Origin of the sequence: Klebsiella sp. 141161 (assembly GCF_050600815.1) — a bacterium.
Taxonomy (GTDB): Bacteria; Pseudomonadota; Gammaproteobacteria; order Enterobacterales; family Enterobacteriaceae; genus Klebsiella; species Klebsiella aerogenes.
In genome coordinates this window covers 400,869-422,480 of the sequence record NZ_JAQIRN010000002.1, presented here as the reverse complement: position 1 = coordinate 422,480, position 21,612 = coordinate 400,869, and the positions used below count along the sequence as shown (strand labels likewise).

20 protein-coding genes and 1 other RNA gene are annotated in these 21,612 nt (G+C 56.6%); 16 read left to right on the top strand and 5 right to left on the bottom strand.

The genetic code is table 11. The features are described 5' to 3' along the window. The first annotated feature begins 23 nt into the window (after positions 1 to 23). Together pgk and fbaA are read left to right on the top strand one after the other, a co-directional pair. On the top strand, positions 24 to 1,187 hold the full coding sequence (gene pgk, locus PGR79_RS06605) for a phosphoglycerate kinase (protein ID WP_087859766.1): 1,164 nt from the start codon (positions 24 to 26) through the stop codon (positions 1,185 to 1,187). A 110-nt stretch (positions 1,188 to 1,297) separates the two neighbouring features. Further along, complete coding sequence (gene fbaA, locus PGR79_RS06600; RefSeq protein ID WP_004144748.1) at positions 1,298 to 2,377, top strand: class II fructose-bisphosphate aldolase; 1,080 nt, start codon at positions 1,298 to 1,300, stop codon at positions 2,375 to 2,377. Positions 2,378 to 2,462: 85 nt separating this feature from the next. On the opposite strand, the gene PGR79_RS06595 is transcribed toward fbaA, so the two are convergent. Continuing rightward, complete coding sequence (locus tag PGR79_RS06595; protein ID WP_087859765.1) at positions 2,463 to 3,365, bottom strand: carbamate kinase; 903 nt, start codon at positions 3,363 to 3,365, stop codon at positions 2,463 to 2,465. 327 nt (positions 3,366 to 3,692) lie between these two features. Here PGR79_RS06595 and PGR79_RS06590 point away from each other — a divergent pair, with 327 nt between their 5' ends. The 8 genes from PGR79_RS06590 to PGR79_RS06555 all read left to right on the top strand — a co-directional run bounded on the left by PGR79_RS06590 (position 3,693) and on the right by PGR79_RS06555 (position 12,270). Beyond that, the gene (locus PGR79_RS06590) at positions 3,693 to 4,916 is read left to right on the top strand and encodes an MFS transporter (RefSeq protein WP_308958123.1); all 1,224 of its coding nucleotides are present in this window, start codon (positions 3,693 to 3,695) and stop codon (positions 4,914 to 4,916) included. Positions 4,917 to 4,929: 13 nt separating this feature from the next. Next, positions 4,930 to 6,591 carry an acyl-CoA synthetase FdrA gene (locus PGR79_RS06585; protein ID WP_113373030.1) on the top strand — a complete coding sequence of 554 codons (1,662 nt, stop codon included), beginning with the start codon at positions 4,930 to 4,932 and terminating at the stop codon, positions 6,589 to 6,591. A 16-nt stretch (positions 6,592 to 6,607) separates the two neighbouring features. After that, entirely contained in the window at positions 6,608 to 7,870 is a 1,263-nt protein-coding gene (locus PGR79_RS06580) for a DUF1116 domain-containing protein (RefSeq protein WP_063415661.1), read from the top strand. A gap of 40 nt (positions 7,871 to 7,910) precedes the next feature. Beyond that, positions 7,911 to 8,801, top strand: a complete 891-nt coding sequence (locus PGR79_RS06575) for a DUF2877 domain-containing protein (RefSeq protein WP_395226615.1) — start codon at positions 7,911 to 7,913, stop codon at positions 8,799 to 8,801. After that, positions 8,701 to 9,633: an HTH-type transcriptional activator AllS gene (gene allS, locus PGR79_RS06570; protein ID WP_032706364.1), complete on the top strand. Its 933-nt coding sequence runs from the start codon at positions 8,701 to 8,703 to the stop codon at positions 9,631 to 9,633. The genes PGR79_RS06575 and allS overlap by 101 nt, the downstream gene beginning before the upstream one ends. A gap of 129 nt (positions 9,634 to 9,762) precedes the next feature. Continuing rightward, positions 9,763 to 10,620 carry a small-conductance mechanosensitive channel MscS gene (locus tag PGR79_RS06565; protein WP_015369769.1) on the top strand — a complete coding sequence of 286 codons (858 nt, stop codon included), beginning with the start codon at positions 9,763 to 9,765 and terminating at the stop codon, positions 10,618 to 10,620. Between the two features lie 155 nt (positions 10,621 to 10,775). Then, the gene (argO, locus tag PGR79_RS06560; protein ID WP_015703435.1) at positions 10,776 to 11,417 is read left to right on the top strand and encodes an arginine exporter ArgO; all 642 of its coding nucleotides are present in this window, start codon (positions 10,776 to 10,778) and stop codon (positions 11,415 to 11,417) included. A gap of 85 nt (positions 11,418 to 11,502) precedes the next feature. Next, positions 11,503 to 12,270 carry an oxidative stress defense protein gene (locus PGR79_RS06555; protein ID WP_087859762.1) on the top strand — a complete coding sequence of 256 codons (768 nt, stop codon included), beginning with the start codon at positions 11,503 to 11,505 and terminating at the stop codon, positions 12,268 to 12,270. A 54-nt stretch (positions 12,271 to 12,324) separates the two neighbouring features. On the opposite strand, the gene argP is transcribed toward PGR79_RS06555, so the two are convergent. Continuing rightward, complete coding sequence (gene argP / locus PGR79_RS06550) at positions 12,325 to 13,218, bottom strand: DNA-binding transcriptional regulator ArgP (RefSeq protein ID WP_008806448.1); 894 nt, start codon at positions 13,216 to 13,218, stop codon at positions 12,325 to 12,327. 167 nt (positions 13,219 to 13,385) lie between these two features. Here argP and rpiA point away from each other — a divergent pair, with 167 nt between their 5' ends. Next, positions 13,386 to 14,048: a ribose-5-phosphate isomerase RpiA gene (rpiA, locus tag PGR79_RS06545; RefSeq protein ID WP_015369772.1), complete on the top strand. Its 663-nt coding sequence runs from the start codon at positions 13,386 to 13,388 to the stop codon at positions 14,046 to 14,048. A 268-nt stretch (positions 14,049 to 14,316) separates the two neighbouring features. Next, positions 14,317 to 15,549 (top strand): phosphoglycerate dehydrogenase, encoded by a 1,233-nt coding sequence (serA, locus tag PGR79_RS06540; RefSeq protein ID WP_015369774.1) that lies wholly within the window; start codon positions 14,317 to 14,319, stop codon positions 15,547 to 15,549. An 86-nt stretch (positions 15,550 to 15,635) separates the two neighbouring features. On the opposite strand, the gene PGR79_RS06535 is transcribed toward serA, so the two are convergent. The 3 genes from PGR79_RS06535 to zapA form a co-directional block, all read right to left on the bottom strand. After that, positions 15,636 to 16,232 carry a 5-formyltetrahydrofolate cyclo-ligase gene (locus PGR79_RS06535; RefSeq protein ID WP_430921299.1) on the bottom strand — a complete coding sequence of 199 codons (597 nt, stop codon included), beginning with the start codon at positions 16,230 to 16,232 and terminating at the stop codon, positions 15,636 to 15,638. A 99-nt stretch (positions 16,233 to 16,331) separates the two neighbouring features. Then, positions 16,332 to 16,515, bottom strand: a non-coding RNA gene (gene ssrS, locus PGR79_RS06530) — 6S RNA. A gap of 41 nt (positions 16,516 to 16,556) precedes the next feature. Next, positions 16,557 to 16,886: a cell division protein ZapA gene (gene zapA, locus PGR79_RS06525; protein WP_004205298.1), complete on the bottom strand. Its 330-nt coding sequence runs from the start codon at positions 16,884 to 16,886 to the stop codon at positions 16,557 to 16,559. A gap of 166 nt (positions 16,887 to 17,052) precedes the next feature. Here zapA and PGR79_RS06520 point away from each other — a divergent pair, with 166 nt between their 5' ends. Genes PGR79_RS06520 through ubiI form a run of 4 tightly spaced genes read left to right on the top strand, consistent with a single transcriptional unit; the run spans position 17,053 to position 21,361 of the window. Further along, positions 17,053 to 17,631 (top strand): YecA family protein, encoded by a 579-nt coding sequence (locus tag PGR79_RS06520; RefSeq protein ID WP_430921297.1) that lies wholly within the window; start codon positions 17,053 to 17,055, stop codon positions 17,629 to 17,631. Positions 17,632 to 17,656: 25 nt separating this feature from the next. Then, positions 17,657 to 18,973, top strand: coding sequence for a Xaa-Pro aminopeptidase (pepP, locus tag PGR79_RS06515; protein ID WP_430921295.1), 1,317 nt, complete (start codon positions 17,657 to 17,659; stop codon positions 18,971 to 18,973). Continuing rightward, positions 18,970 to 20,148 carry a 2-octaprenyl-6-methoxyphenyl hydroxylase gene (ubiH, locus tag PGR79_RS06510; protein ID WP_430921293.1) on the top strand — a complete coding sequence of 393 codons (1,179 nt, stop codon included), beginning with the start codon at positions 18,970 to 18,972 and terminating at the stop codon, positions 20,146 to 20,148. Before pepP ends, ubiH begins: the two co-directional genes overlap by 4 nt. 10 nt (positions 20,149 to 20,158) lie before the next feature. Then, positions 20,159 to 21,361: an FAD-dependent 2-octaprenylphenol hydroxylase gene (ubiI, locus tag PGR79_RS06505; RefSeq protein ID WP_430921291.1), complete on the top strand. Its 1,203-nt coding sequence runs from the start codon at positions 20,159 to 20,161 to the stop codon at positions 21,359 to 21,361. Positions 21,362 to 21,612 lie beyond the last annotated feature (251 nt).

The following is a 21,612-nucleotide window of genomic DNA, read 5'->3' as shown; positions in this document are numbered from 1 at the left end:
AAGAATCAACGAGAGGATTCACCATGTCTGTAATTAAGATGACCGATTTGGATCTGGCTGGTAAACGCGTTTTCATCCGTGCTGATCTGAACGTACCGGTTAAAGATGGCAAAGTGACCAGCGACGCGCGTATCCGCGCCTCCCTGCCGACCATCGAACTGGCGCTGAAACAGGGTGCTAAAGTAATGGTTACTTCTCACCTGGGTCGTCCGACCGAGGGCGAGTACAACGAAGAATTCTCTCTGTTGCCGGTTGTTAATTACCTGAAAGACAAACTGTCTAACCCGGTTCGTCTGGTTAAAGATTACCTGGATGGCGTTGACGTTGCTGCCGGTGAACTGGTGGTTCTGGAAAACGTTCGCTTCAACAAAGGCGAGAAAAAAGACGACGAAGAACTGTCTAAGAAATACGCTGCGCTGTGCGACGTATTCGTCATGGACGCTTTCGGTACCGCGCACCGCGCTCAGGCTTCCACCCACGGTATCGGTAAATTCGCCGATGTCGCTTGCGCAGGCCCGCTGCTGGCCGCTGAACTCGACGCGCTGGGTAAAGCGCTGAAAGAGCCGGCTCGTCCGATGGTTGCTATCGTTGGCGGTTCTAAAGTTTCCACCAAACTGACCGTTCTCGACTCTCTGTCCAAAATCGCTGACCAGCTGATCGTTGGCGGCGGTATCGCTAACACCTTCGTTGCCGCTCAAGGCCACAACGTTGGTAAATCCCTGTACGAAGCGGACCTGGTTGACGAAGCTAAGCGCCTGCTGAGCACCTGCGATATCCCGGTTCCGACTGACGTTCGCGTCGCTACCGAGTTCTCTGAAACCGCCACCGCGACCCTGAAATCCGTTAACGACATCAAAGATGACGAGCAGATTCTGGACCTCGGCGACGTTTCCGCTCAGAAGCTGGCTGATATCCTGAAAAATGCCAAAACCATCCTGTGGAATGGCCCGGTTGGCGTATTCGAATTCCCGAACTTCCGTAAAGGTACTGAAATTGTCGCTAATGCTATCGCAGACAGCGAAGGTTTCTCTATCGCAGGCGGCGGTGACACCCTGGCGGCGATTGACCTGTTCGGCATCGCTGACAAAATCTCCTACATCTCCACTGGCGGCGGCGCATTCCTCGAATTCGTGGAAGGCAAAGTTCTGCCGGCAGTAGCAATGCTCGAAGAGCGCGCTAAGCAGTAATTTAGTTCAGGCGGGGAAACCCGCCTGTTTTTCAGCGCGCTAACGTACAATTTTGTACAGCTCGCGAACCTTCTTCAACGGTCGAAGATACAGATACAGGACTAAGTAACATGTCTAAAATTTTTGATTTCGTAAAACCGGGCGTCATCACTGGCGACGACGTTCAGAAAGTGTTCCAGGTAGCTAAAGAAAACAACTTTGCTCTGCCAGCGGTAAACTGCGTGGGTACTGACTCCATCAACGCCGTTCTGGAAGCTGCTGCGAAAGTTCGTTCTCCGGTTATCGTTCAGTTCTCTAACGGCGGCGCTGCGTTCATCGCGGGCAAAGGCGTGAAAACTGACGTTCCGCAGGGTGCTGCTATCCTCGGCGCTATCTCTGGCGCGCATCACGTTCACCAGATGGCTGAACATTACGGCGTGCCGGTTATCCTGCACACTGACCACTGCGCGAAGAAACTGCTGCCGTGGATCGACGGCCTGCTGGACGCGGGTGAAAAACACTTCGCTGCCACCGGCAAACCGCTGTTCTCTTCCCACATGATCGACCTGTCTGAAGAGTCCCTGCACGAAAACATCGAGATCTGCTCTAAGTACCTGGCTCGTATGGCCAAAATGGGCATGACTCTGGAAATCGAACTGGGCTGCACCGGCGGTGAAGAAGACGGCGTGGACAACAGCCACATGGACGCTTCCGCACTGTACACCCAGCCGGAAGACGTTGATTACGCGTACACCGAGCTGAGCAAAATCAGCCCGCGCTTCACCATCGCCGCTTCCTTCGGTAACGTACACGGCGTTTACAAGCCGGGTAACGTAGTTCTGACCCCGACTATCCTGCGCGACTCTCAGGAATATGTTTCTAAGAAACACAACCTGCCGCACAACAGCCTGAACTTCGTATTCCACGGCGGTTCCGGTTCTTCCGCTCAGGAAATCAAAGACTCCGTCAGCTACGGCGTTGTGAAAATGAACATCGATACCGACACCCAATGGGCGACCTGGGACGGTATCCTGCAGTACTACAAAGCGAACGAAGCTTACCTGCAGGGCCAGCTGGGCAACCCGAAAGGCGAAGACCAGCCGAACAAGAAATACTACGATCCGCGCGTATGGCTGCGTGCCGCTCAGACCTCTATGGTGACTCGTCTGGAGCAGGCATTCAAAGAGCTGAACGCGATCGACGTTCTGTAATTTCGCTTGCTGCGAGCGTAACGAAGGGAAACGGCGTTTCCTTTCATTACCGGCATAAAAAAGGCTTCCTGCGGGAAGCCTTTTTTTAGCGACTTACGCAGGTGCCTTTTTCCCCGGCTAATATCTGTGGCGCATCCTTTAACGCGCCGATGAAGGCGTTATTTCCGGTCTGTTTGACAAACTGAATGACCGCTTCCGCCTTCGGCCCCATTGCGCCGTCCGGCGCGGCAAACGGCGCGAGTGTAGCAATGGTGGCCTGACGTAACGGGCGAGCCTGCGGCGTCCCCCAATCAACATAGACCGCATCGGCATCCGTCAGTATCAGCAGGTGGTCGGCATGAATGGCGCTGGCAAGCGCCGCCGCCGTCAAATCTTTATCGATAACCGCTTCGACTCCCCGGTAACCGTGCGTATCGGCAACCACCGGGATCCCGCCGCCGCCGCAGCAAATTACCAGATGACCGGCATCCATCAGCGTCTGAATGGCCGCGCTATCAACAATATTTAGCGGCCTGGGGGAAGGGACCACCCGACGGATATAGTCGCCATCCGCTTTCATCTGCCAACCATAGCGTTTTTCCAGCTCCGCCTGCTGCTGCGGCTGATAAACCGGGCCAATATATTTCCCCGGCGCCGCGAAAGCGTCATCATTTGCCGCCACCTCTACGCGCGTCATCAGGGTGCTGACCGGCGCACCGGCGTACTGCATCAGTTCCTGAGCGATAGCGAAGCCTATCATCCCCTGACTTTCCGCGACCAGAATATCCAGCGGCCAGGCGGGAGATTCCTGATAGGCGGCGTTTTGCAGCGCCAGCAATCCTACCTGCGGGCCATTACCGTGCACGATCACCAGTTGGTAATCGCGGGCTAATTCCGCCGCCATCCGGGCAAAAAGTTGAATGCTGCGCTGCTGATTTTCCGCGCTGAGCACTTCTCCGCGCTGCAGCAGTGCGTTACCACCCAGCGCAATAACGATTTTCTTTTTCATGATGACCTCATTGAATTATAGAAGTGCGCTAAAAATATCGTTTTAGCGGCCAGGTAATGTGATGAGATCGCCACTTTATCGAGAGTAAAAAATATCTCACTAATAAATATTATATTCGCTGGTTTTATTTAAATGTTTTTAAAGATGATTATTAGATTTTTTTTAATAATTTCGTCAGCAGTCTTTAGGAATTTAAAACAATGGATTTTGTGTGACTTTGTTCAAATGAAATACATGGTTACCCCGATATGGTTAGCGGAGTTAAAACATCAATCCTTCACCCATCCTCTGGGATGGCCTGAGGTGAATATTGCCGGGAGATAGCTTATGTCAGGAACGTATGAGGTAACCGAGGTGACCAAAAGAAAAGGAATACCCGCCTGGTGGGTCACGGTATTTCTTTTCTGGTTAGGTTGGGTATTTATGTATGCCGATCGCACGGTTTTAAATCCGGTGATGGGTGAGCTGGAAAAAGAGTTTGGTTTAAGCGGAACGCAATTAGGAGTACTCAACTCCGTATTCTATTTTTCTTATGCATTGCTACAGGTGCCGGCAGGGATCCTCGGGGACAAAATTGGTAAGAAAAAAGTGCTGGTGCCTGGGTTTATTCTGTTTGGCGTTTTTACCGCGGTCACCGGCTGGGTAAAAAGCTGGTATATGCTGCTGTTTGCCCGCGTGGTCACCGGCGCAGGCGAGGGGACGTACTATGGCCCGCAGTACGGCTTGTCTTCCGAGCAGATCCCGAAAAAATTTCGCTCGCTGGGCAGCGCGATTATCAATAGCGGAATGGCCTTTGGCATCGCGCTGGGTCTGATGACCTCCAGCTGGCTGGTCTATGACCAGGGTTACTCGTGGCGGATGCCGTTTTATGCCATGGCGATACCTTCGGTGCTGGTAGGGGTTGCTATCTGGCTCTTTGTGAAAGAGAAAAAGCGCACCGCCGACGCCGAGGGCAAACCGGTACAAAAAGGCAAATTTAGCGATCTGTTGAAGAATCGTAATTTAATTCTGACCTATATCATGGTGTTCTGCAGCCTGTTTGGTTTCTTCGTTATTCTGACCTGGCTTCCTTATTATCTGCAAAACGAGCGCGGTATTGCCGGTAGCGAAACCGGATTTATTTCGTCGCTGGTCGCGTGGATCTCTATTCCCGGCGCGCTGTTGTTCTCAGGGCTGTCGGATAAATTAGGTCGCCGCAAACCGTTAATTTTATTCCTCGTGCCGGTGGCGATTGCCAGCATGATTTCCATTATTTGGATGCCGAGTATGACCGGCGTCATCGTGGCGCTGTGCGTGTATGGCCTGGTTGGCAAACTGGCGCTGGATCCGGTGCTGGTGGCGCTGGTCGCCGATAGCGTCGATGAAACCAATTACAGCACCGCGTTTGGTTTATTTAATTTTATCGGGATGAGCTCATCGATTCTGGCGCCAATTATTGCAGGGGCGGCGCGCGATATTACCGGCAGTCTGGCTTCGAGTTTTTATGTTTCCGCGGCGCTGCTGGTCATTGGTCTGGTCGCTATGCTGTTTTTAAAAGAAAAACGCACATAAAGAGGTAGCGGTAATGATTTACGCTTTTATTAAAAAGGGAAGCTTTCAGGATTCCGTAAGCCTGATGATTATTTCCCGAAAATTAAGTGAACGCCCGGAAGTGGATCAGGTTTCGGTCATGATGGGCACCCCGGCGAATAAATCGATGCTGGAGTCGACCGGATTCTGGCATCCGGATTTCGCCGAGGCGACGCCCAACGATATTTGTGTCGCAGTTCGCACGCAGGAAGCGCAGCCGGAAATTCTCGATTTAATCCGTGAACAGTTAGAGAAAGAGCTGAGCGCTATCGCTAATGCATCAGGCAGCTCAACGCAGCTGGTCAAGGCGCGGCGATGGGAGAGCGCCTGCCAGAAATTACCGGACGCGAATCTGTTGCTGGTTTCGGTGGCAGGGGAGTACGCCGCCGGGGTGGCGAAAGAGGGATTGTTAGCCAATAAGAGCGTGATGCTGTTTTCCGATAACGTCCCGCTGGAGCAAGAAGTTGAACTGAAAACGCTGGCTCGCGAGAAGGGGCTCATTGTGATGGGACCGGATTGCGGAACGGCAATGATCGCCGGCAGTCCACTGGCCTTTGCCAACGTTTTACCGCAGGGCGGAATTGGCGTCATCGGCGCATCGGGGACCGGGATCCAGGAAATCACCTCGCAGGTGGCGCTGCATCAACAGGGAATTAGCCACGCCATCGGCCTTGGCGGGCGCGATCTCAGCGCCGAAGTCGGCGGCATCAGCGCCCTGACCGCGCTGGAGATGCTGGCGGCCGATAGCGCGACGCAGGTTATCGCTTTTGTCTCCAAACCGCCTTCGCCACAGGTGCGTGCCCGCATCATTGCCGCCATGCAAAAACAGAATAAACCGGTGGTGGCGCTGTTCCTCGGCAGCCGTGCCGAGCAGCGCCGCGAGGGCAACGTCTGGCTGGCGAACTCGCTGGCGGACGCCGCGCAGCTGGCGGTACTGCTGATGCGGGTAGCGCAACAGCGGCAGAGCCAGCCGCAGGTTGCAGGCAAGGGGATTTATGGCCTGTACGCTGGCGGTACCCTTGCCGCCGAGGCCGCGATGCTGCTCTCCGATCATCTGGAAGTGCCGGTCAGCGACAGCCACGCCGAGGGCGTGATGCTGGAAGCCGGCGGGCATCGCATTGTCGACCTTGGCGACGATAGTTACACCCTCGGCAGACCGCATCCGATGATCGACCCAACCACCCGTAGCATTGAAATTGAGAAGCTGGCGGCAATGCCGGAAGTTGGCGTGCTGTTGCTGGATGTGGTGTTGGGCTATGGCGCCTGCGCTGATCCGGCCGGGGCGGTGGTTGAGGCCATCGAGCAGGTTCGCCGTAAACGTGTCGCGCCGTTGGTAGTTATCGCCACCATGACCGGTACCGATGCCGACCCGCAGGGCCGTAGCGAGCAGATAGCCATCCTGCGCGATGCCGGGGTTGCGGTGGTCGAAACCCTCGAAGAGGCGACGCTATTGGCGGTTAGCCTGACGCAGCATCAGCCGCAGAGCGAATCGGCAGCGCATAACCCGCTGCTCGACGGCGTACAGGTCATTAATGCCGGGTTGCGCAGCTTCGCGCTGGATCTACAAAGCAGCGGTACGCCGGTAGTGCATTATCAGTGGGCGCCCGTTGCCGGCGGTAACGCTCGTCTCGCCAGTTTACTCAAGCAGTTACATTAAGTTCAGAGGTATGGATATGTACTCATCAATTGCACAGGCTAACGAAGCCATTATCGAACGAATTAAAGCCGCGCGCCCGCATTGGGTTGCCGTCCGTCCTGCGAAAGAGGCGGTGGCTGAATTATCTTCTGGACGTAAATTACTGCACGCCGGGCCGCCAATCGCCTGGCAAGAGATGACCGGGCCGATGCGCGGAGCCTGTATCGGCGCATCGTTGTTTGAAGGCTGGGCGACGAGCGAAGAAGAAGCCGTGCGGATGCTGGAGCAGGGAGAGGTGGAATTCATCCCTTGCCACCACGTGGGCGCTGTGGGGCCGATGGGCGGGATCACCTCGGCGAACATGCCGGTGCTGGTGGTGCGCGATGTGGTTCATGGTAACCAATCCTGCTGTAACCTGAATGAAGGGATCGGCAAAGTGATGCGCTTCGGCGCCTACGGCGAGGATGTGCAAACGCGTCTGCGCTGGATGCGCGACACGCTCGCGCCGGTGCTGCAGGAGGCGCTGTCACGAATGGAAAACGGCGTTGACCTGACGGCGATGATGGCGCAGGCGATTACCATGGGCGATGAGTTCCACCAGCGTAATATCGCCGCCTCGTCGCTGCTGCTGCGCACGCTGTCGCCGGTCATTGCCGGCCTGGATCGGCCAAAGGCGGAAATTGTCGCCGTGCTGCAGTTCCTCAGCGTCACCGATCAGTTCTTCCTCAATCTGGCGATGGCTTACAGCAAAGCGGTGATGGATGCGGCGGCGGAAATCAAAGCCGGCTCGGTGGTGACCGCCATGACCCGCAACGGCCGCGAGTTCGGCATTCGCGTCAGCGGTACCGGCGATCGCTGGTTTACCGCACCGGTGAATACGCCGCAGGGGCTGTTCTTCACCGGCTACAGCCAGGCGGATGCTAACCCGGACATCGGCGATAGCGCGATTACCGAAACGCTGGGGATCGGCGGCGCGGCGATGATTGCCGCACCGGGTGTGACGCGCTTCGTCGGCGCTGGCGGCATGGGCGCGGCGCTGGAAACATCGGAAGAGATGTCTGAAATCTATCTTGCCAACAACCCGCTGTTCCAGATCCCATCATGGGATTTCAAAGGCGCCTGTCTGGGATTGGATGTTCGTCGGGTCGTGGAAACCGGCATCACGCCGCTTATCAATACCGGTATTGCCCACCGCGAAGCGGGGATAGGCCAGGTGGGGGCGGGAACCGTTCGTGCGCCGCTGCTGTGCTTTGAGAAAGCGCTGGAAGCGTTGGCCGAACTGCACCACATCACTGCCTGAGTCGTGAGAGGGGCGGCGCTGCCGCCCCGGAGAGACGCCGATGAAAACCCTCAATGCGCTGGCCTGTACCGGCCTTGAACAGTTAGCCGACGGCATGTGGCAGCGCCATAGTCAGTTTTCACAGGCGGTTAATTTCGTTCACGCCGATGGGACTTTGCTGACGCTGTTTCGCTACGGTAAAGGTATTGGCCCGACGGGTATTCTATTTAGCAGCACCGAGTTTGCGCAGTTGGATAATCTTCCGCGGCTGGTTAAGCAAGGGCGCTTGTTGTGGGGGGCGGGAGTCGCCATCCGCCCGCGTCGAACGCTCAAACTTCGCTTTCCCGTCGGCCGCTCGTTTCCTCTCGATCTTTCGGCTTATTCATGCCAGAGCGGACTATGCGCCGCGCTCAATCAGCCGCTGGCGGATATGCCGTTTTATTCATCTATTATGGGCGAGCTTGAGCGCTGGCGGCGCGGCGATCTCCCGGACTGGGGATGGCTGATTGGCAACGGGCCGGGATTAACCCCCAGCGGCGATGATATGCTCGCCGGGATGTTGGCGATGCTGTACGGCGCCGGTTTTTCTGACCGCCTGCACGCGTTTATCCCCCCGGCGGATCAACTTACCTCGCTGACAACTTCGGTAAGCTGTAGCTATCTGAATAGCGCCAGGCGCGGCGAGTTTTCGCTGCCGGTGGTTAAGGTGATGCGCGGGCTGCAGTCGACAGGCGATCCCAAGCGGGCAATTCAGCGTTTGCTGGCGGTAGGTCATACTTCTGGGGCTGATACCCTGCTGGGGATGGCATTCGCGCAGCACTGGTTACAGAGAGTGGATTCAAGGAGAACGCATGCTCGATCAGGAAACCATCCGCACGTTTATACAGGTCGCCGAGACCGGGAGTTTCTCCCGCGCGGCCAGTCTGCTGCACAAAACGCCAGCGGCGATTAGCTATCGTATCAAAACGCTGGAAGAGCAGGTGGCAACGCAGCTCTTCTTACGCACGACCCGATCGGTAAGCCTGACGCTGGCCGGGCAACATCTGCTTGAGCACTGTCGGCAGTGGTTGAACTGGCTCGACGTGATGCCCGATGAACTCCAGCAGATTAATGCCGGCGTCGAAAGACAGGTTAATATCGTTATCAATAATCTTCTGTATCAGCCGCAAAGCGCCGCGGATCTCCTGACCTGGCTACATCAGCAGTTTCCCTTTACCCGCTTTCAGCTTTCCCGCCAGGTCTATATGGGAGTCTGGGACTCTTTGCTATACGACGATTTCCAGCTGGCGATTGGCGTCACCGGCTCGGAATCCCTGTCCAACAATATCTCTTTATTGCCGCTCGGCGATATTCGCTGGCAGTTTGTGGTGGCGCAGAATCATCCCCTTGCCACTCATCCCGCGGCGGTGCTCTCCGACGATGCGCTACGCCGCTATCCGGCAATTAATATTGAAGATACATCGCGGACTCTGACGCGTCGTGTCGCCTGGCTGCTCAATGGGCAAAAAGAGATCAAGGTGCCGGATCTCAGCACCAAGCTGGCCTGCCATCTTAGCGGCCTGGGGGTCGGCTTCTTGCCGGAACGGATGTGTCGCGCTTACCTGGAGTCCGGCGCGCTGGTGGCCCGTGCGGTCGCCAACCCCCGCCAGCCTTCGCCGCTCTCCGTTGCCTGGAAGAATGCCGGCAGCGGTAAAGTCGTCAGTGAAATCGCCAGGGCGTTCGAGCGCAAAGAGGCATTAGTCAGCGGTTTTTTGCGGATGGTGGATCGTCCTGCGCAAGCGTAATGCTGCGTTAGTTTCATCTGGATCAGATTGAGAAATGGCATCTTCGGTGGTTTTTGTTTACCTTTAAAAGGTCATTTTCGTGAGAATGATCTCATTTGCTTTTTTTTGATATGACCCAAGGATTACTAAATGGAAGATTTGAACGTTGTCGATAGCATCAACCATGCCGGGACCTGGCTGGCGCGCAACCAGGAGTTGCTGCTGAGCTATGCCGTCAACATCGTTGCCGCTATCGTTATCCTGATCATCGGGATGATCGTGGCGCGCATCGTTTCTAACACCGTCAACCGTCTGATGCTGGCGCGTAAGATAGACGCAACTGTCGCCGATTTTCTCTCCGCGCTGGTGCGCTACGCGATTATCGCCTTTACGCTGATTGCCGCCCTGGGCCGCGTTGGCGTGCAGACCGCCTCAGTGATTGCCGTGCTGGGCGCCGCCGGTTTGGCCGTGGGTCTGGCGCTGCAGGGGTCATTGTCGAACCTTGCCGCAGGCGTACTGCTGGTGATGTTCCGCCCGTTCCGCGCCGGTGAATATGTCGATCTCGGCGGCATCGCGGGCACCGTGCAGAACGTGCAGATTTTCTCCACTACTCTGCGTACCGTCGATGGCAAAATCGTGGTGGTGCCGAACGGCAAAATCATCGCTGGCAATATCATTAACTTCTCCCGTGAGCCGGCGCGCCGTAATGAGTTTATTATCGGCGTCTCCTACGATGCCGATATCGATAAGGTGAAACAACTGCTGACCGCGATTATCGAATCCGATGACCGCATTCTGCGCGATCGCGAAATGACCGTTCGCCTTAACGAACTGGGCGCCTCTTCGGTAAACTTCGTGGTTCGCGTATGGAGCAAAAGCAGCGACCTGCAAAACGTCTACTGGGACGTGCTGGAGCGCATTAAGCGTGATTTCGACGCTAACGGCATCAGCTTCCCGTATCCGCAGATGGACGTACACATGGTAAATCAGCAGGAAAAAGCGCAGTAATTTTTTCCTGCTATGGCACAAGACCGGCACCGCCGGTCTTTTTTTTGTCTTTGTGTATTAGCTTTACTTATTAATGATTAAAATTATCAATTTCCGCTAATGATGACGACGCGCTATATTCTCCGGCATTAACGATGAAACCGGAAAATTAAACGATGCTATCTTATTACTTTCAAGGGCTTGCGCTGGGCGCGGCGATGATCCTGCCGCTCGGGCCGCAAAACGCTTTCGTGATGAATCAGGGGATCCGCCGCCAGTATCATTTAATGATTGCGCTGTTGTGCGCGCTTAGCGATCTGGCGTTGATCTGCGCCGGTATTTTCGGCGGTAGCGCGCTGCTGATGCAGTCGCCGTGGCTGCTGGCGTTGGTTACCTGGGGCGGTGTCGCCTTCTTGTTATGGTACGGCTTCGGCGCGCTGAAGACGGCGATGAGCAATAATCTCGAGCTGGCCAGCGCCGAGGTGATGAAACAGGGACGCTGGAAAATCATCGTCACCATGCTGGCGGTGACCTGGCTTAACCCTCATGTGTATCTCGATACTTTCGTGGTGCTGGGCAGTCTTGGCGGCCAGCTGGCGGTCGAGCCCAAACGCTGGTTCGCACTGGGGACGATTAGCGCGTCATTCTTATGGTTCTTCGGCCTGGCGCTGCTGGCCGCGTGGCTGGCGCCGCGTTTACGTACCGCGCGGGCGCAGCGAATCATCAACGTGCTTGTCGGGCTGGTGATGTGGTTTATCGCCCTGCAGTTGGCAAAAGATGGCCTGCAACATATACAGATGCTCATCAACCAGGCTTAGTCCGATGGACTTTCCGCGCGTAAGCGCTAAGCTAGCTGGCATGCGTCCTTAAAATGGGCGACCTAAGCAAGATGGAGAAACGACAGTGAAGTTAAAAGTCTTAGCCCTGGCGGCAGCACTCGGATTCAGCACGATGGCGGCGCAGGCAAATGAATTGCCGGATGGCCCGCACATTGTGACTTCAGGCACAGCAAGCGTTGCAGCGGTTCCGGATATCGCCACTCTGGCGATTGAAGTTAACGTCGCGGCAAAAGATGCGGCATCGGCAAAAAAACAGGCTGACGATCGCGTTGCGCAATATCTCTCTTTCCTTGAAAAGAGCGGCATTGCCAAAAAGGATATCAGCTCGGCAAACCTGCGTACCCAACCTGATTACGACTATCAGAACGGGAAAAGCATCCTCAAGGGCTATCGCGCGGTGCGTACCGTTGAAGTTACCCTTCGTCAGCTCGATAAGCTGAATGGCCTGCTGGACGGCGCGCTGAAAGCGGGGCTGAACGAAATTCGTTCCGTATCGCTGGGCGTTGCGCAACCTGACGCCTATAAAGATAAAGCGCGTAAAGCGGCTATCGATGATGCGGTGCATCAGGCGCAGGAGCTGGCTGCTGGCTTCCACAGCAAGCTGGGGCCGGTCTATAGCGTGCGTTACCATGTTTCCAACTATCAGCCGAGCCCGATGGTTCGCATGATGAAGGCGGCTGACGCCGCGCCGGTCTCCGCCCAGGAAACCTACGAGCAGGCGACCATCCAGTTTGATGATCAGGTTGACGTGGTCTTTGAACTGCAGCCAGCACAGGCCGCCGCGCCTGCCGCGCCGGCGAAACCAGCTGAAGCGCCGAAACCGGCTCAGTAAGCCGCAGCGACAAAAAAGCCACTTCAGTGAAGTGGCTTTTTTTATGCCCGCCGTTTAATCCTGGCGCAGCACCTTGTGGCCGTAATCAATAAGCGCATCGGTCACCCGGCGCATCATGCGGCTTTCCGGCGCAAAGCGGTGCCAGTAGAGCATTCGGCGCTGGAACAGCCCCGGCGTCAGGTCGATAAGCTCGCCGCTCTTCAGCTCTTTCTCGATCTGCAGGTGCGGGATCATACAGCAGGTAGTGCCCTGACGCGCCAGCTGCACGAAGGCCTCCGACGAGTTGACGATATGGCAGGGCACGCTACCCGGCGGCAGGTCGAAGTTTTGCTGCAGGAACGCCTGGTGCATATCGTCGAGATGATCGAAGGCGACCACCGGCGCTTTCAGCAGCGCAGAACGCGTTACCCCGTTAGGGAAGTAGCGTTGCGCAAACTCCTTCGAGGCGACGAACAGGTAATCGAGCGCGCCGAGTTGATCGACCAGGCAGCTTGGCAGCGCCTGCGGCTGAATACTCACCGCGCCGACCACTTCCCCACGACGCAAGCGCTCCTGGGTGCGGGTTTCATCTTCAACTTGCAGATTGAGGCGAATAGGGGAGTCGGATAACACGTTGGCCAGCGCCGGCAGCAGCCAGGTCGCCAGACTGTCGGCGTTGACCGCCAACGACAGCAGCAGCGGCGTGGAGCCGGTCTGCTCATCGCCAAGCCACTCTTCTTCCAGCAGCTCAACCTGGCGCAGCAGAGCCAACAGTTTTTGCCCCTGCTCGGTCGGGCGCGGCGGCACGGTACGCACCAGCAGCGGTTGGCCAAACATGTTTTCCAGCTGTTTGATACGCTGTGAGACGGCGGACTGTGTAATGCATAGCTTCTGCGCGGCGCGCTCAAACCCACGTTCCCTAATCACCGCATCCAGCGCTTGTAATGTTCTGTAGTCCGGTCGTTTCATTATTCTGGCGTACCCCCATAACTTTTCGTTAACCCGCACTATGACATAAATTTGTTTTTGATAAAGACGAAAATGGTCTGCTCAGATGTGTGATCGCCATCGCAGGGACAATTCATCCGTCGATGTTCTATAATGCGCGGTAAGTATTCACATCTCGGACGATAATCATGACGCAGGATGAACTGAAAAAAGCAGTCGGCTGGGCAGCGCTGCAATATGTACAACCGGGCACCATTGTGGGTGTCGGCACCGGCTCCACGGCGGCGCATTTTATTGATGCGCTGGGGACCATGAAAGGGCAGATCGAAGGCGCGGTATCCAGCTCCGACGCTTCTACCGAGAAGCTGAAAAGCCTCGGTATCCCGGTATTCGACCTTAACTCCGTTGACCGCCTCGGCATCTACGTTGACGGCGCGGATGAAATTAACGGCCACATGCAGATGATCAAAGGCGGCGGCGCGGCGCTGACCCGCGAAAAGATCATCGCCTCGGTTGCCGATAAGTTTATCTGTATCGCCGACGCCTCTAAGCAGGTTGATATTCTCGGCAACTTCCCGCTGCCGGTGGAAGTGATCCCGATGGCGCGCAGCGCCGTCGCGCGTCAACTGGTGAAGCTGGGCGGCCGCCCGGAATATCGTCAGGGCGTGGTGACGGATAACGGCAACGTGATCCTCGATGTACACGGCCTGGAAATTCTTGACGCTATCGCGCTGGAAAACGCCATTAACGGTATTCCGGGCGTGGTGACCGTCGGCTTGTTCGCCAACCGCGGCGCCGACGTGGCGCTGATAGGTACCGCCGACGGCGTGAAGACCATCGTCAACAAATAAGACGATCGGGGGGAAGTTTCGCGCTTCCCCCTAAATTTTTTTCTATGGCCTTAATTTGGTGACTTGTGTCACATTTACGTAACCTTTCTGAGTAACAATCTGCCATCTATTCTCTTTCTGGTGTTTTGTCCTGTCTTTTGCTTCAACGTGATATTTCTTCAGGTCGGCGAGGCAAACGTTCATATTGCCGCGATAGTTTTTTTTGATATGTTGCTGGAAGAGTTTTTGTTCAGCACGACATCAGTACCAATAAAAACAGGACGGGGAAATGGCTAAGGTATCACTGGAAAAAGACAAGATTAAATTTCTGCTCGTTGAAGGCGTGCATCAAAAAGCAATCGATAACCTTCGTGCGGCAGGTTACACCAACATCGAATTTCACAAAGGCGCGCTCGATACTGAAGAGCTGAAAGCGTCGATCCGTGATGCCCATTTTATCGGCCTGCGTTCCCGTACTCATCTGACTGAAGAGATCTTCGCCGCGGCGGAAAAACTGGTGGCGGTGGGCTGTTTCTGTATCGGCACCAACCAGGTCGATCTGGATGCGGCGGCGAAGCGCGGTATCCCGGTATTTAACGCCCCATTCTCGAACACCCGTTCGGTGGCTGAGCTGGTCATCGGCGAGCTGCTGCTGATGCTGCGCGGCGTGCCGGAAGCTAACGCCAAGGCGCATCGCGGCGTGTGGAATAAGCAAGCGGTAGGCAGCTTTGAAGCGCGCGGCAAAAAACTGGGGATTATCGGTTACGGCCATATCGGCACCCAGCTCGGCATTCTGGCGGAATCACTGGGGATGCACGTCTATTTTTATGATATCGAAAACAAACTGCCGCTGGGTAACGCCACGCAGGTTCAGCACCTCTCCGACCTGCTGAACATGAGCGATGTTGTTAGCCTGCACGTGCCGGAAAACGCCTCCACCAAAAATATGATGGGGCCGGAAGAGCTGGCGCTGATGAAACCGGGCGCGCTGCTGATCAACGCCTCTCGCGGCACGGTGGTCGATATCCCGGCGCTGTGCGATGCGCTGTCGCGTAAACACCTGGCCGGCGCGGCCATCGACGTCTTCCCGACGGAACCGGCGACCAACAGCGATCCGTTTAACTCTCCGCTGTGCGAATTCGATAACGTGATCCTGACGCCGCATATCGGCGGTTCAACTCAGGAAGCGCAAGAGAACATTGGTCTGGAAGTGGCAGGCAAGCTGGCGAAGTATTCCGACAACGGTTCTACGCTGTCGGCGGTGAACTTCCCGGAGGTTTCTCTGCCGCTGCACGGCGGACGCCGTCTGCTGCATATTCATGAAAACCGACCGGGCATCCTGACGGCGCTTAACCAGATTTTCGCCGCGCAGAATATCAACATCGCCGCCCAGTATCTGCAAACGACTCCGCAGATGGGCTACGTGGTAATTGATATCGAAGCCGACGGCGACGTCGCGCAGCAGGCGCTGCTGGCGATGAAAGCGATCCCGGGCACCATCCGCGCCCGTCTGCTGTACTAATTTGTTGTTGCCTCACGGGCAGGTCTGGTACCTGCCCGTATTTTTTTAACGCCTTCCGGGCGCAATTCTCGAACTCGCGCACCTATCTACCAGCGCCAGGTTTTGCCTGGCGTAATCACCGCCGGCAGCGGGACATCCCACTGTTCGATCGGCAGGGTGTCCACCTGCTGGCAGTCGTGGGCGTAGCCTACCGGCTGCAGGCGATACTGCCGCCAGTTTTGTAAGGTACGATCGTAGAAACCGCCGCCCATCCCCAGGCGTTGACCGCTGGCATCGAAGGCGACCAGCGGGGTAATCAGCACATCGAGCTCGGCAAGCGGCAGGACGTCGCGCACGTCGAGCTTTGGTTCGTAAATCTTAAGGCGATTAAAAATCAGCTCGCTTTGCGGATGGTAATGTAAAAACAGCAGATTGCCGGGGCTAAACGGATGCAGTACCGGCAGATAAACCCGCTTGCCTGCACGCCACAATTGCTCAATCAGCGGTTGGGTGTCCAGCTCGCCGTCGAAGGAGAGGAACAGCGCTACGGTATGAGCGAGAACGACGGGCGGATACGCCATCATTCGCTCAGCGGCCTGCAGGGCGAAGCGCTGCTGCTGTTCGGCACTAAGCGCGCGTCTACGCTCGCGGATCTGCTGGCGAATTTGCTGTCTGGAGAGCGGGATATCGGGCTGTATAGTCATGCTGGTCTCATTACGAGCAGGCGAAACGATACGGGAAAGTGTAATACAGGGCGGCACAGGCCGAAAACAACGTTGAGGGGATAATGCGAACTTAAGAAGGGAATCTCCGAGATGCCGCCGCAGGCTGTAACCCTTGAACCCTTGGTTCAAGGTGAATGCGTCGTCACAGTTTTAAGGCTTCTCGGGCGAACCGAGCATGCTCACCAACCGTGGAGCGCCACATTCTTGTGGTATGAAATATCGGCTCAGGGGACTGGCCCGCTTGCAAACATCTCAGAGAAATTTTGTTCTTGCGATTACTCTAACACAGTTAACTGCAAAGTGTTATTCAAACTTCGACCCCGGTCTTTCGCTTATGCGACCTTGCTCAAGCAATGCCTGTTCGATGGTCTGCTGAAGCATGCGAATGCGCTGTTCCATACTGGAGGCGTAGTCGCGGGTCTTCGCTTTTTCCTGAGTCAACTCATAGCTGATGTTCAACGCGGCGATGAAGACCAGCTGCTCAGTATTTGTGACTCTAGTGCGTTCTTTTAAATCTTGCAACCGCTGATTAAGGTCTTCAGCTGCCTGATTCAGGGCATCCCTTTGTTCAGGCGGGCAATTCACTCGCAGTGAACGGCCAAAAATTTGGAGATCTACGGGTTGTGCAGACATGCCACCTTCCTGCTGATTGACTGCGCTGCCTTCACGTCCGAGCCCGGCTCTGCGAAGGGGCGACACTATAGCTACCCTGGTGCGGGGATACAAGCCCTTTTCTGGTTCACCAGGGTCCAAAGTGGTAGCATATCATGAATATTCCTCCCAACGATGACGAATGCGCATGTCTATACAGAACGAAATGCCTGGTTACAACGATGTAGACCAGTTACTGAACCAACAAGGGGTGGGATTAACCCCGGCCGAAATGCACGGTTTGATAAGCGGCATCCTTTGCGGCGGCAACACCGACAGCAGCTGGCAGTCGCTGGTGCATGACCTGACCAACGAAGGCCTTGCCTTTGGTCATGAACTGGCCCAGGCGCTGCGTAGCATGCATTCCGCCACCAGCGACTCGCTGGAAGATGATGGTTTCCTGTTCCAGCTGTATATGCCGGAAGGCGATAACGTCAGCGTTTTCGACCGCGCCGATGCGCTGGCGGGCTGGGTAAACCATTTCCTGCTCGGCCTTGGCGTGACCCAGCCGAAGCTGGATAAAGTGAAGGATGAGACCGGCGAAGCCATCGATGATCTGCGTAACATTGCGCAACTCGGCTACGACGAAGATGAAGACCAGGAAGAGCTGGAAATGTCTCTCGAAGAGATTATTGAGTACGTACGCGTCGCCGCGTTACTGTGCCACGATACCTTCGCGCGCCAGCAGCCAACCGCACCGGAAGTACGCAAGCCAACGTTACACTAAATAAAAACGACATTCAGGGGGCGTCATGACACAGCAGGAGTTTCTTTCTCGTCGCCAGGCATTATTGGCGCAGATGCAGCCGGGCAGCGCGGCGCTGATTTTTGCCGCGCCGGAAGCGGTACGCAGCGCAGATTCGGAATATCCCTACCGGCAGAACAGCGATTTTTGGTACTTCACCGGCTTCAACGAACCGGAAGCGCTGCTGGTGCTGATCAAAAGCGATGAAACGCACAATCATAGCGTGCTGTTTAACCGCGTTCGCGATCTGACGGCGGAAATCTGGTTTGGCCGCCGTCTGGGCCAGGATGCCGCGCCGGGTAAACTCGGCGTCGATCGCGCGCTGGCGTTTAGCGAAATCAACCAGCAGCTGTATCAACTGCTCAACGGCCTGGACGCTATCTATTTTGCCCAGGGCGAATATGCCTATGCCGATGAAATTGTGTTTAACGCCCTCGAAAAACTGCGTAAAGGTTCACGTCAGAACCTGCAGGCGCCGAACTCCGTCATCGACTGGCGGCCTGTGGTGCATGAAATGCGCCTGTTCAAATCCGCGGAAGAGCTGGAAGTGATGCGCCGCGCCGGCGAAATTTCCGCCCTTGCCCATACCCGAGCGATGGAAAAATGCCGCCCGGGGATGTTCGAATATCAGCTGGAAGGCGAAATTCTCCACGAATTCAACCGCCACGGCGCGCGTTTCCCGTCTTATAACACCATCGTTGGCGGCGGCGAAAACGCCTGCATCCTGCACTACACCGAAAACGAATCCGAACTACGTGATGGCGATTTAGTGCTGATTGACGCCGGCTGTGAATACCGCGGCTATGCGGGCGATATCACCCGCACCTTCCCGGTTAACGGTAAATTCACTAAACCGCAGCGTGAAATCTACGACATCGTGCTGGAATCGCTGGAAACCGCGCTGGAGCTGTATCGTCCGGGTACCTCCATTTATGCAGTTAATCAGGAAGTGGTGCGCATTATGATTACCGGCCTGGTGCGGCTGGGGATCCTGAAAGGCGAGATTGACGAGCTTATCGCCAACAACGCCCACCGCCCGTACTTTATGCATGGCCTGAGCCACTGGTTGGGTCTGGATGTACACGATGTCGGTAATTATGACACCGACCGTTCGCGGGTACTGGAACCGGGAATGGTGCTGACCGTCGAGCCGGGGCTGTATATCGCCGCCGACGCCGACGTACCGGCGCAGTATCGCGGCATCGGCATTCGTATTGAAGATGACATCGTGATTACCGAAGATGGCAACGAAAATCTCACCGCCAGCGTGGTGAAGAAGGCGGATGAGATCGAGGCGCTGATGGCGGCGGCGCGCCAGTCATGAGCGTGCTGATTGTCGGCGGCGGGATGACCGGCGCGACGCTCGCGCTGGCCATCTCCCGTTTGACCGGCGGTGCGCTGCCGGTCCATCTGATTGAAGCGCAGGATCCGGCGTCGTCACGCCACCCTGGTTTTGACGATCGGGCGATCGCCCTGGCTGCGGGCACCTGCCAGCAGCTGGCGCGCATCGGTATCTGGCAGAACCTTGCTAAACGAGCGACGCCTATCCAGCGGGTACACGTCAGCGACCGCGGCCATGCCGGTTTTGTAAACCTGGCGGCGGCCGATTATGGCCTGTCGGCGCTAGGGCAGGTGGTTGAACTCCACGATGTCGGCCAGCGGCTGTTCAGCCTGCTGCGCGAGGCGCCGGGCGTCACCCTGCACTGTCCGGCGAAAGTGGAAGCGGTCAACCGCAGCCAGGATAGCGTCAGCCTCACCCTTGATAGCGGCGAAACGATCAACGGTAAGCTGCTGGTGGCGGCAGATGGTTCGCGTTCGTCGCTGGGCGCCCGCAGCGGCATTAGCTGGCAGCAGCAGCCCTATGAGCAACTGGCGATTATCGCCAACGTTAGCACCGCGTTGCCGCACGAAGGCCGCGCCTTCGAGCGCTTTACCGAGCACGGTCCGCTGGCGATGCTGCCGATGTCGCAAGGGCGCTGTTCGCTGGTGTGGTGCCATCCGCAGTCGCGGCGCGATGAGGTGCTGAGCTGGTCTGACGAACGTTTTTGCCAACAATTACAGCAGGCGTTCGGCTGGCGGCTTGGGCGCATTACCCATGCCGGTAAGCGTAGTGTTTATCCGCTGGCGTTAACCACCGCCATCCGTTCGGTGTCGCACCGTCTGGCGCTGGTCGGCAACGCGGCGCAGACATTGCACCCGATCGCCGGGCAGGGCTTTAATCTCGGCCTGCGCGACGTGATGAGTCTGGCTGAACTGCTTGCCGACGCCCACGCGCTCGGCGAGGATGTGGGCAATTATTCCCTGCTGTGCCGTTATCAGGCGCGGCGAGCGGATGATAAAGCCGCCACCATCGGCGTGACCGATGGGCTGGTGCATCTCTTTGCCAACCGTTGGGCGCCGCTGGTGGCGGGGCGCAACGTCGGGCTAATGGCGATGGAATTATTTACCCCGGCGCGCGATGCGCTGGCGCAGCGTACCCTCGGTTGGGTTCCCCGTTAAGGAGTAGAACGTGCAAAGTGTTGATGTTGCCATTGTTGGCGGCGGAATGGTGGGACTGGCGGTGGCCTGTGGTTTACAGGGCAGCGGCCTGCGCGTCGCGGTGCTGGAACAAGCGGCGCCGCAGCCTCTTGACGCCGATGCGCCGCCGGCGCTGCGCGTTTCGGCTATTAATGCCGCCAGCGAAAAGCTACTGGATAAGCTGGGTGTCTGGAGCGAGATCATCGCCCAGCGCGCCAGCTGCTATCACGGCATGGAAGTGTGGGACAAAGATAGCTTTGGCCGCATTATCTTCGATGACCAGAGCATGGGCTTTAGCCATCTGGGCCATATTATTGAAAATGCCGTGGTGCATCATGCGCTGTGGCAAAAAGCGCAGCGCTGCGCTGACGTTACCCTGCTGGCGCCTGCGCAGCTGCAGCAGGTGGCGTGGGGCGAAAACGAAGCCTTCCTGAGCCTGCAGGACGGCAGCATGCTGACCGCGCGGCTGGTGGTCGGCGCCGATGGCGCCAATTCGTGGCTGCGCAATAAAGCCGATATTCCACTGACCTTCTGGGACTATCGCCATCATGCGCTGGTGGCGACGATACGTACCACCGAGCCGCATCAGGCGGTGGCGCGTCAGGCGTTTCACGGCGAAGGTATTCTGGCCTTCCTGCCGCTTAGCGATCCGCATCTGTGCTCGATCGTCTGGTCGCTGTCGCCGGAGGAGGCGCAGCGGATGCAGCAGGCCGATGCAGCCGCGTTTAACCAGGCGCTGAACATCGCTTTTGATAATCGCCTTGGCCTTTGCCAGCTTGAAAGCGATCGGCAGGTTTTCCCGCTGACCGGACGCTACGCGCGTCAGTTCGCCGCCCATCGTCTGGCGCTGGTTGGCGATGCCGCCCACACTATTCATCCGCTGGCCGGGCAGGGGGTAAACCTTGGCTTTATGGACGCCGCCGAACTTATCGACGAGCTGAAGCGCCTGCACGCGCAGGGTAAAGATATCGGTCAGCATTTGTACCTGCGCCGCTATGAGCGCAGCCGCAAGCACAGCGCCGCGCTGATGCTGGCGGGTATGCAGGGATTCCGCGAAATGTTCTCCGGCAGCCATCCGGCGAAGAAATTCCTCCGCGACATGGGGCTCAAACTGGCCGATTCGCTGCCTGGCGTGAAACCGCAGCTGATTCGTCAGGCGATGGGCCTTAACGATCTCCCCGCCTGGTTACGTTAACCCCGTCACACTTCTTTTACCCGGCCTGCGCGCCGGGTTTTCTCCCTCATTTGAAATATTCTAATTTCACCTCTTATTTCGCATTAGTTTTATTAATGCGCTCTTTTTTTTGTTAAAGAAATTAGGCCCGTAAAATCGCATAAAACACCATCATCACCTGACTTGTTGGCTCATCATGTTAATTTTATGTGGCATAAATCGCTTTTTTCCAGTCAATAACTCTGTAGGCTTTCCGGCGCGCTTTGGTCATA

What these genes read in the sequence shown, in the direction of transcription:
- allS (WP_032706364.1), top strand. Translation starts at nt 8,701, where the DNA reads ATGCTCGATCAGGAAACCATCCGCACGTTTATACAGGTCGCCGAGACC.
- serA (WP_015369774.1), top strand. Translation starts at nt 14,317, where the DNA reads ATGGCTAAGGTATCACTGGAAAAAGACAAGATTAAATTTCTGCTCGTT.
- pgk (WP_087859766.1), top strand. Translation starts at nt 24, where the DNA reads ATGTCTGTAATTAAGATGACCGATTTGGATCTGGCTGGTAAACGCGTT.
- PGR79_RS06520 (WP_430921297.1), top strand. Translation starts at nt 17,053, where the DNA reads ATGTCTATACAGAACGAAATGCCTGGTTACAACGATGTAGACCAGTTA.
- ubiH (WP_430921293.1), top strand. Translation starts at nt 18,970, where the DNA reads ATGAGCGTGCTGATTGTCGGCGGCGGGATGACCGGCGCGACGCTCGCG.
- pepP (WP_430921295.1), top strand. Translation starts at nt 17,657, where the DNA reads ATGACACAGCAGGAGTTTCTTTCTCGTCGCCAGGCATTATTGGCGCAG.
- zapA (WP_004205298.1), bottom strand. Translation starts at nt 16,886, where the DNA reads ATGTCTGCACAACCCGTAGATCTCCAAATTTTTGGCCGTTCACTGCGA.
- argO (WP_015703435.1), top strand. Translation starts at nt 10,776, where the DNA reads ATGCTATCTTATTACTTTCAAGGGCTTGCGCTGGGCGCGGCGATGATC.
- PGR79_RS06565 (WP_015369769.1), top strand. Translation starts at nt 9,763, where the DNA reads ATGGAAGATTTGAACGTTGTCGATAGCATCAACCATGCCGGGACCTGG.
- PGR79_RS06585 (WP_113373030.1), top strand. Translation starts at nt 4,930, where the DNA reads ATGATTTACGCTTTTATTAAAAAGGGAAGCTTTCAGGATTCCGTAAGC.
- rpiA (WP_015369772.1), top strand. Translation starts at nt 13,386, where the DNA reads ATGACGCAGGATGAACTGAAAAAAGCAGTCGGCTGGGCAGCGCTGCAA.
- argP (WP_008806448.1), bottom strand. Translation starts at nt 13,218, where the DNA reads ATGAAACGACCGGACTACAGAACATTACAAGCGCTGGATGCGGTGATT.
- PGR79_RS06595 (WP_087859765.1), bottom strand. Translation starts at nt 3,365, where the DNA reads ATGAAAAAGAAAATCGTTATTGCGCTGGGTGGTAACGCACTGCTGCAG.
- PGR79_RS06535 (WP_430921299.1), bottom strand. Translation starts at nt 16,232, where the DNA reads ATGACTATACAGCCCGATATCCCGCTCTCCAGACAGCAAATTCGCCAG.
- PGR79_RS06580 (WP_063415661.1), top strand. Translation starts at nt 6,608, where the DNA reads ATGTACTCATCAATTGCACAGGCTAACGAAGCCATTATCGAACGAATT.
- PGR79_RS06590 (WP_308958123.1), top strand. Translation starts at nt 3,693, where the DNA reads ATGTCAGGAACGTATGAGGTAACCGAGGTGACCAAAAGAAAAGGAATA.
- PGR79_RS06575 (WP_395226615.1), top strand. Translation starts at nt 7,911, where the DNA reads ATGAAAACCCTCAATGCGCTGGCCTGTACCGGCCTTGAACAGTTAGCC.
- fbaA (WP_004144748.1), top strand. Translation starts at nt 1,298, where the DNA reads ATGTCTAAAATTTTTGATTTCGTAAAACCGGGCGTCATCACTGGCGAC.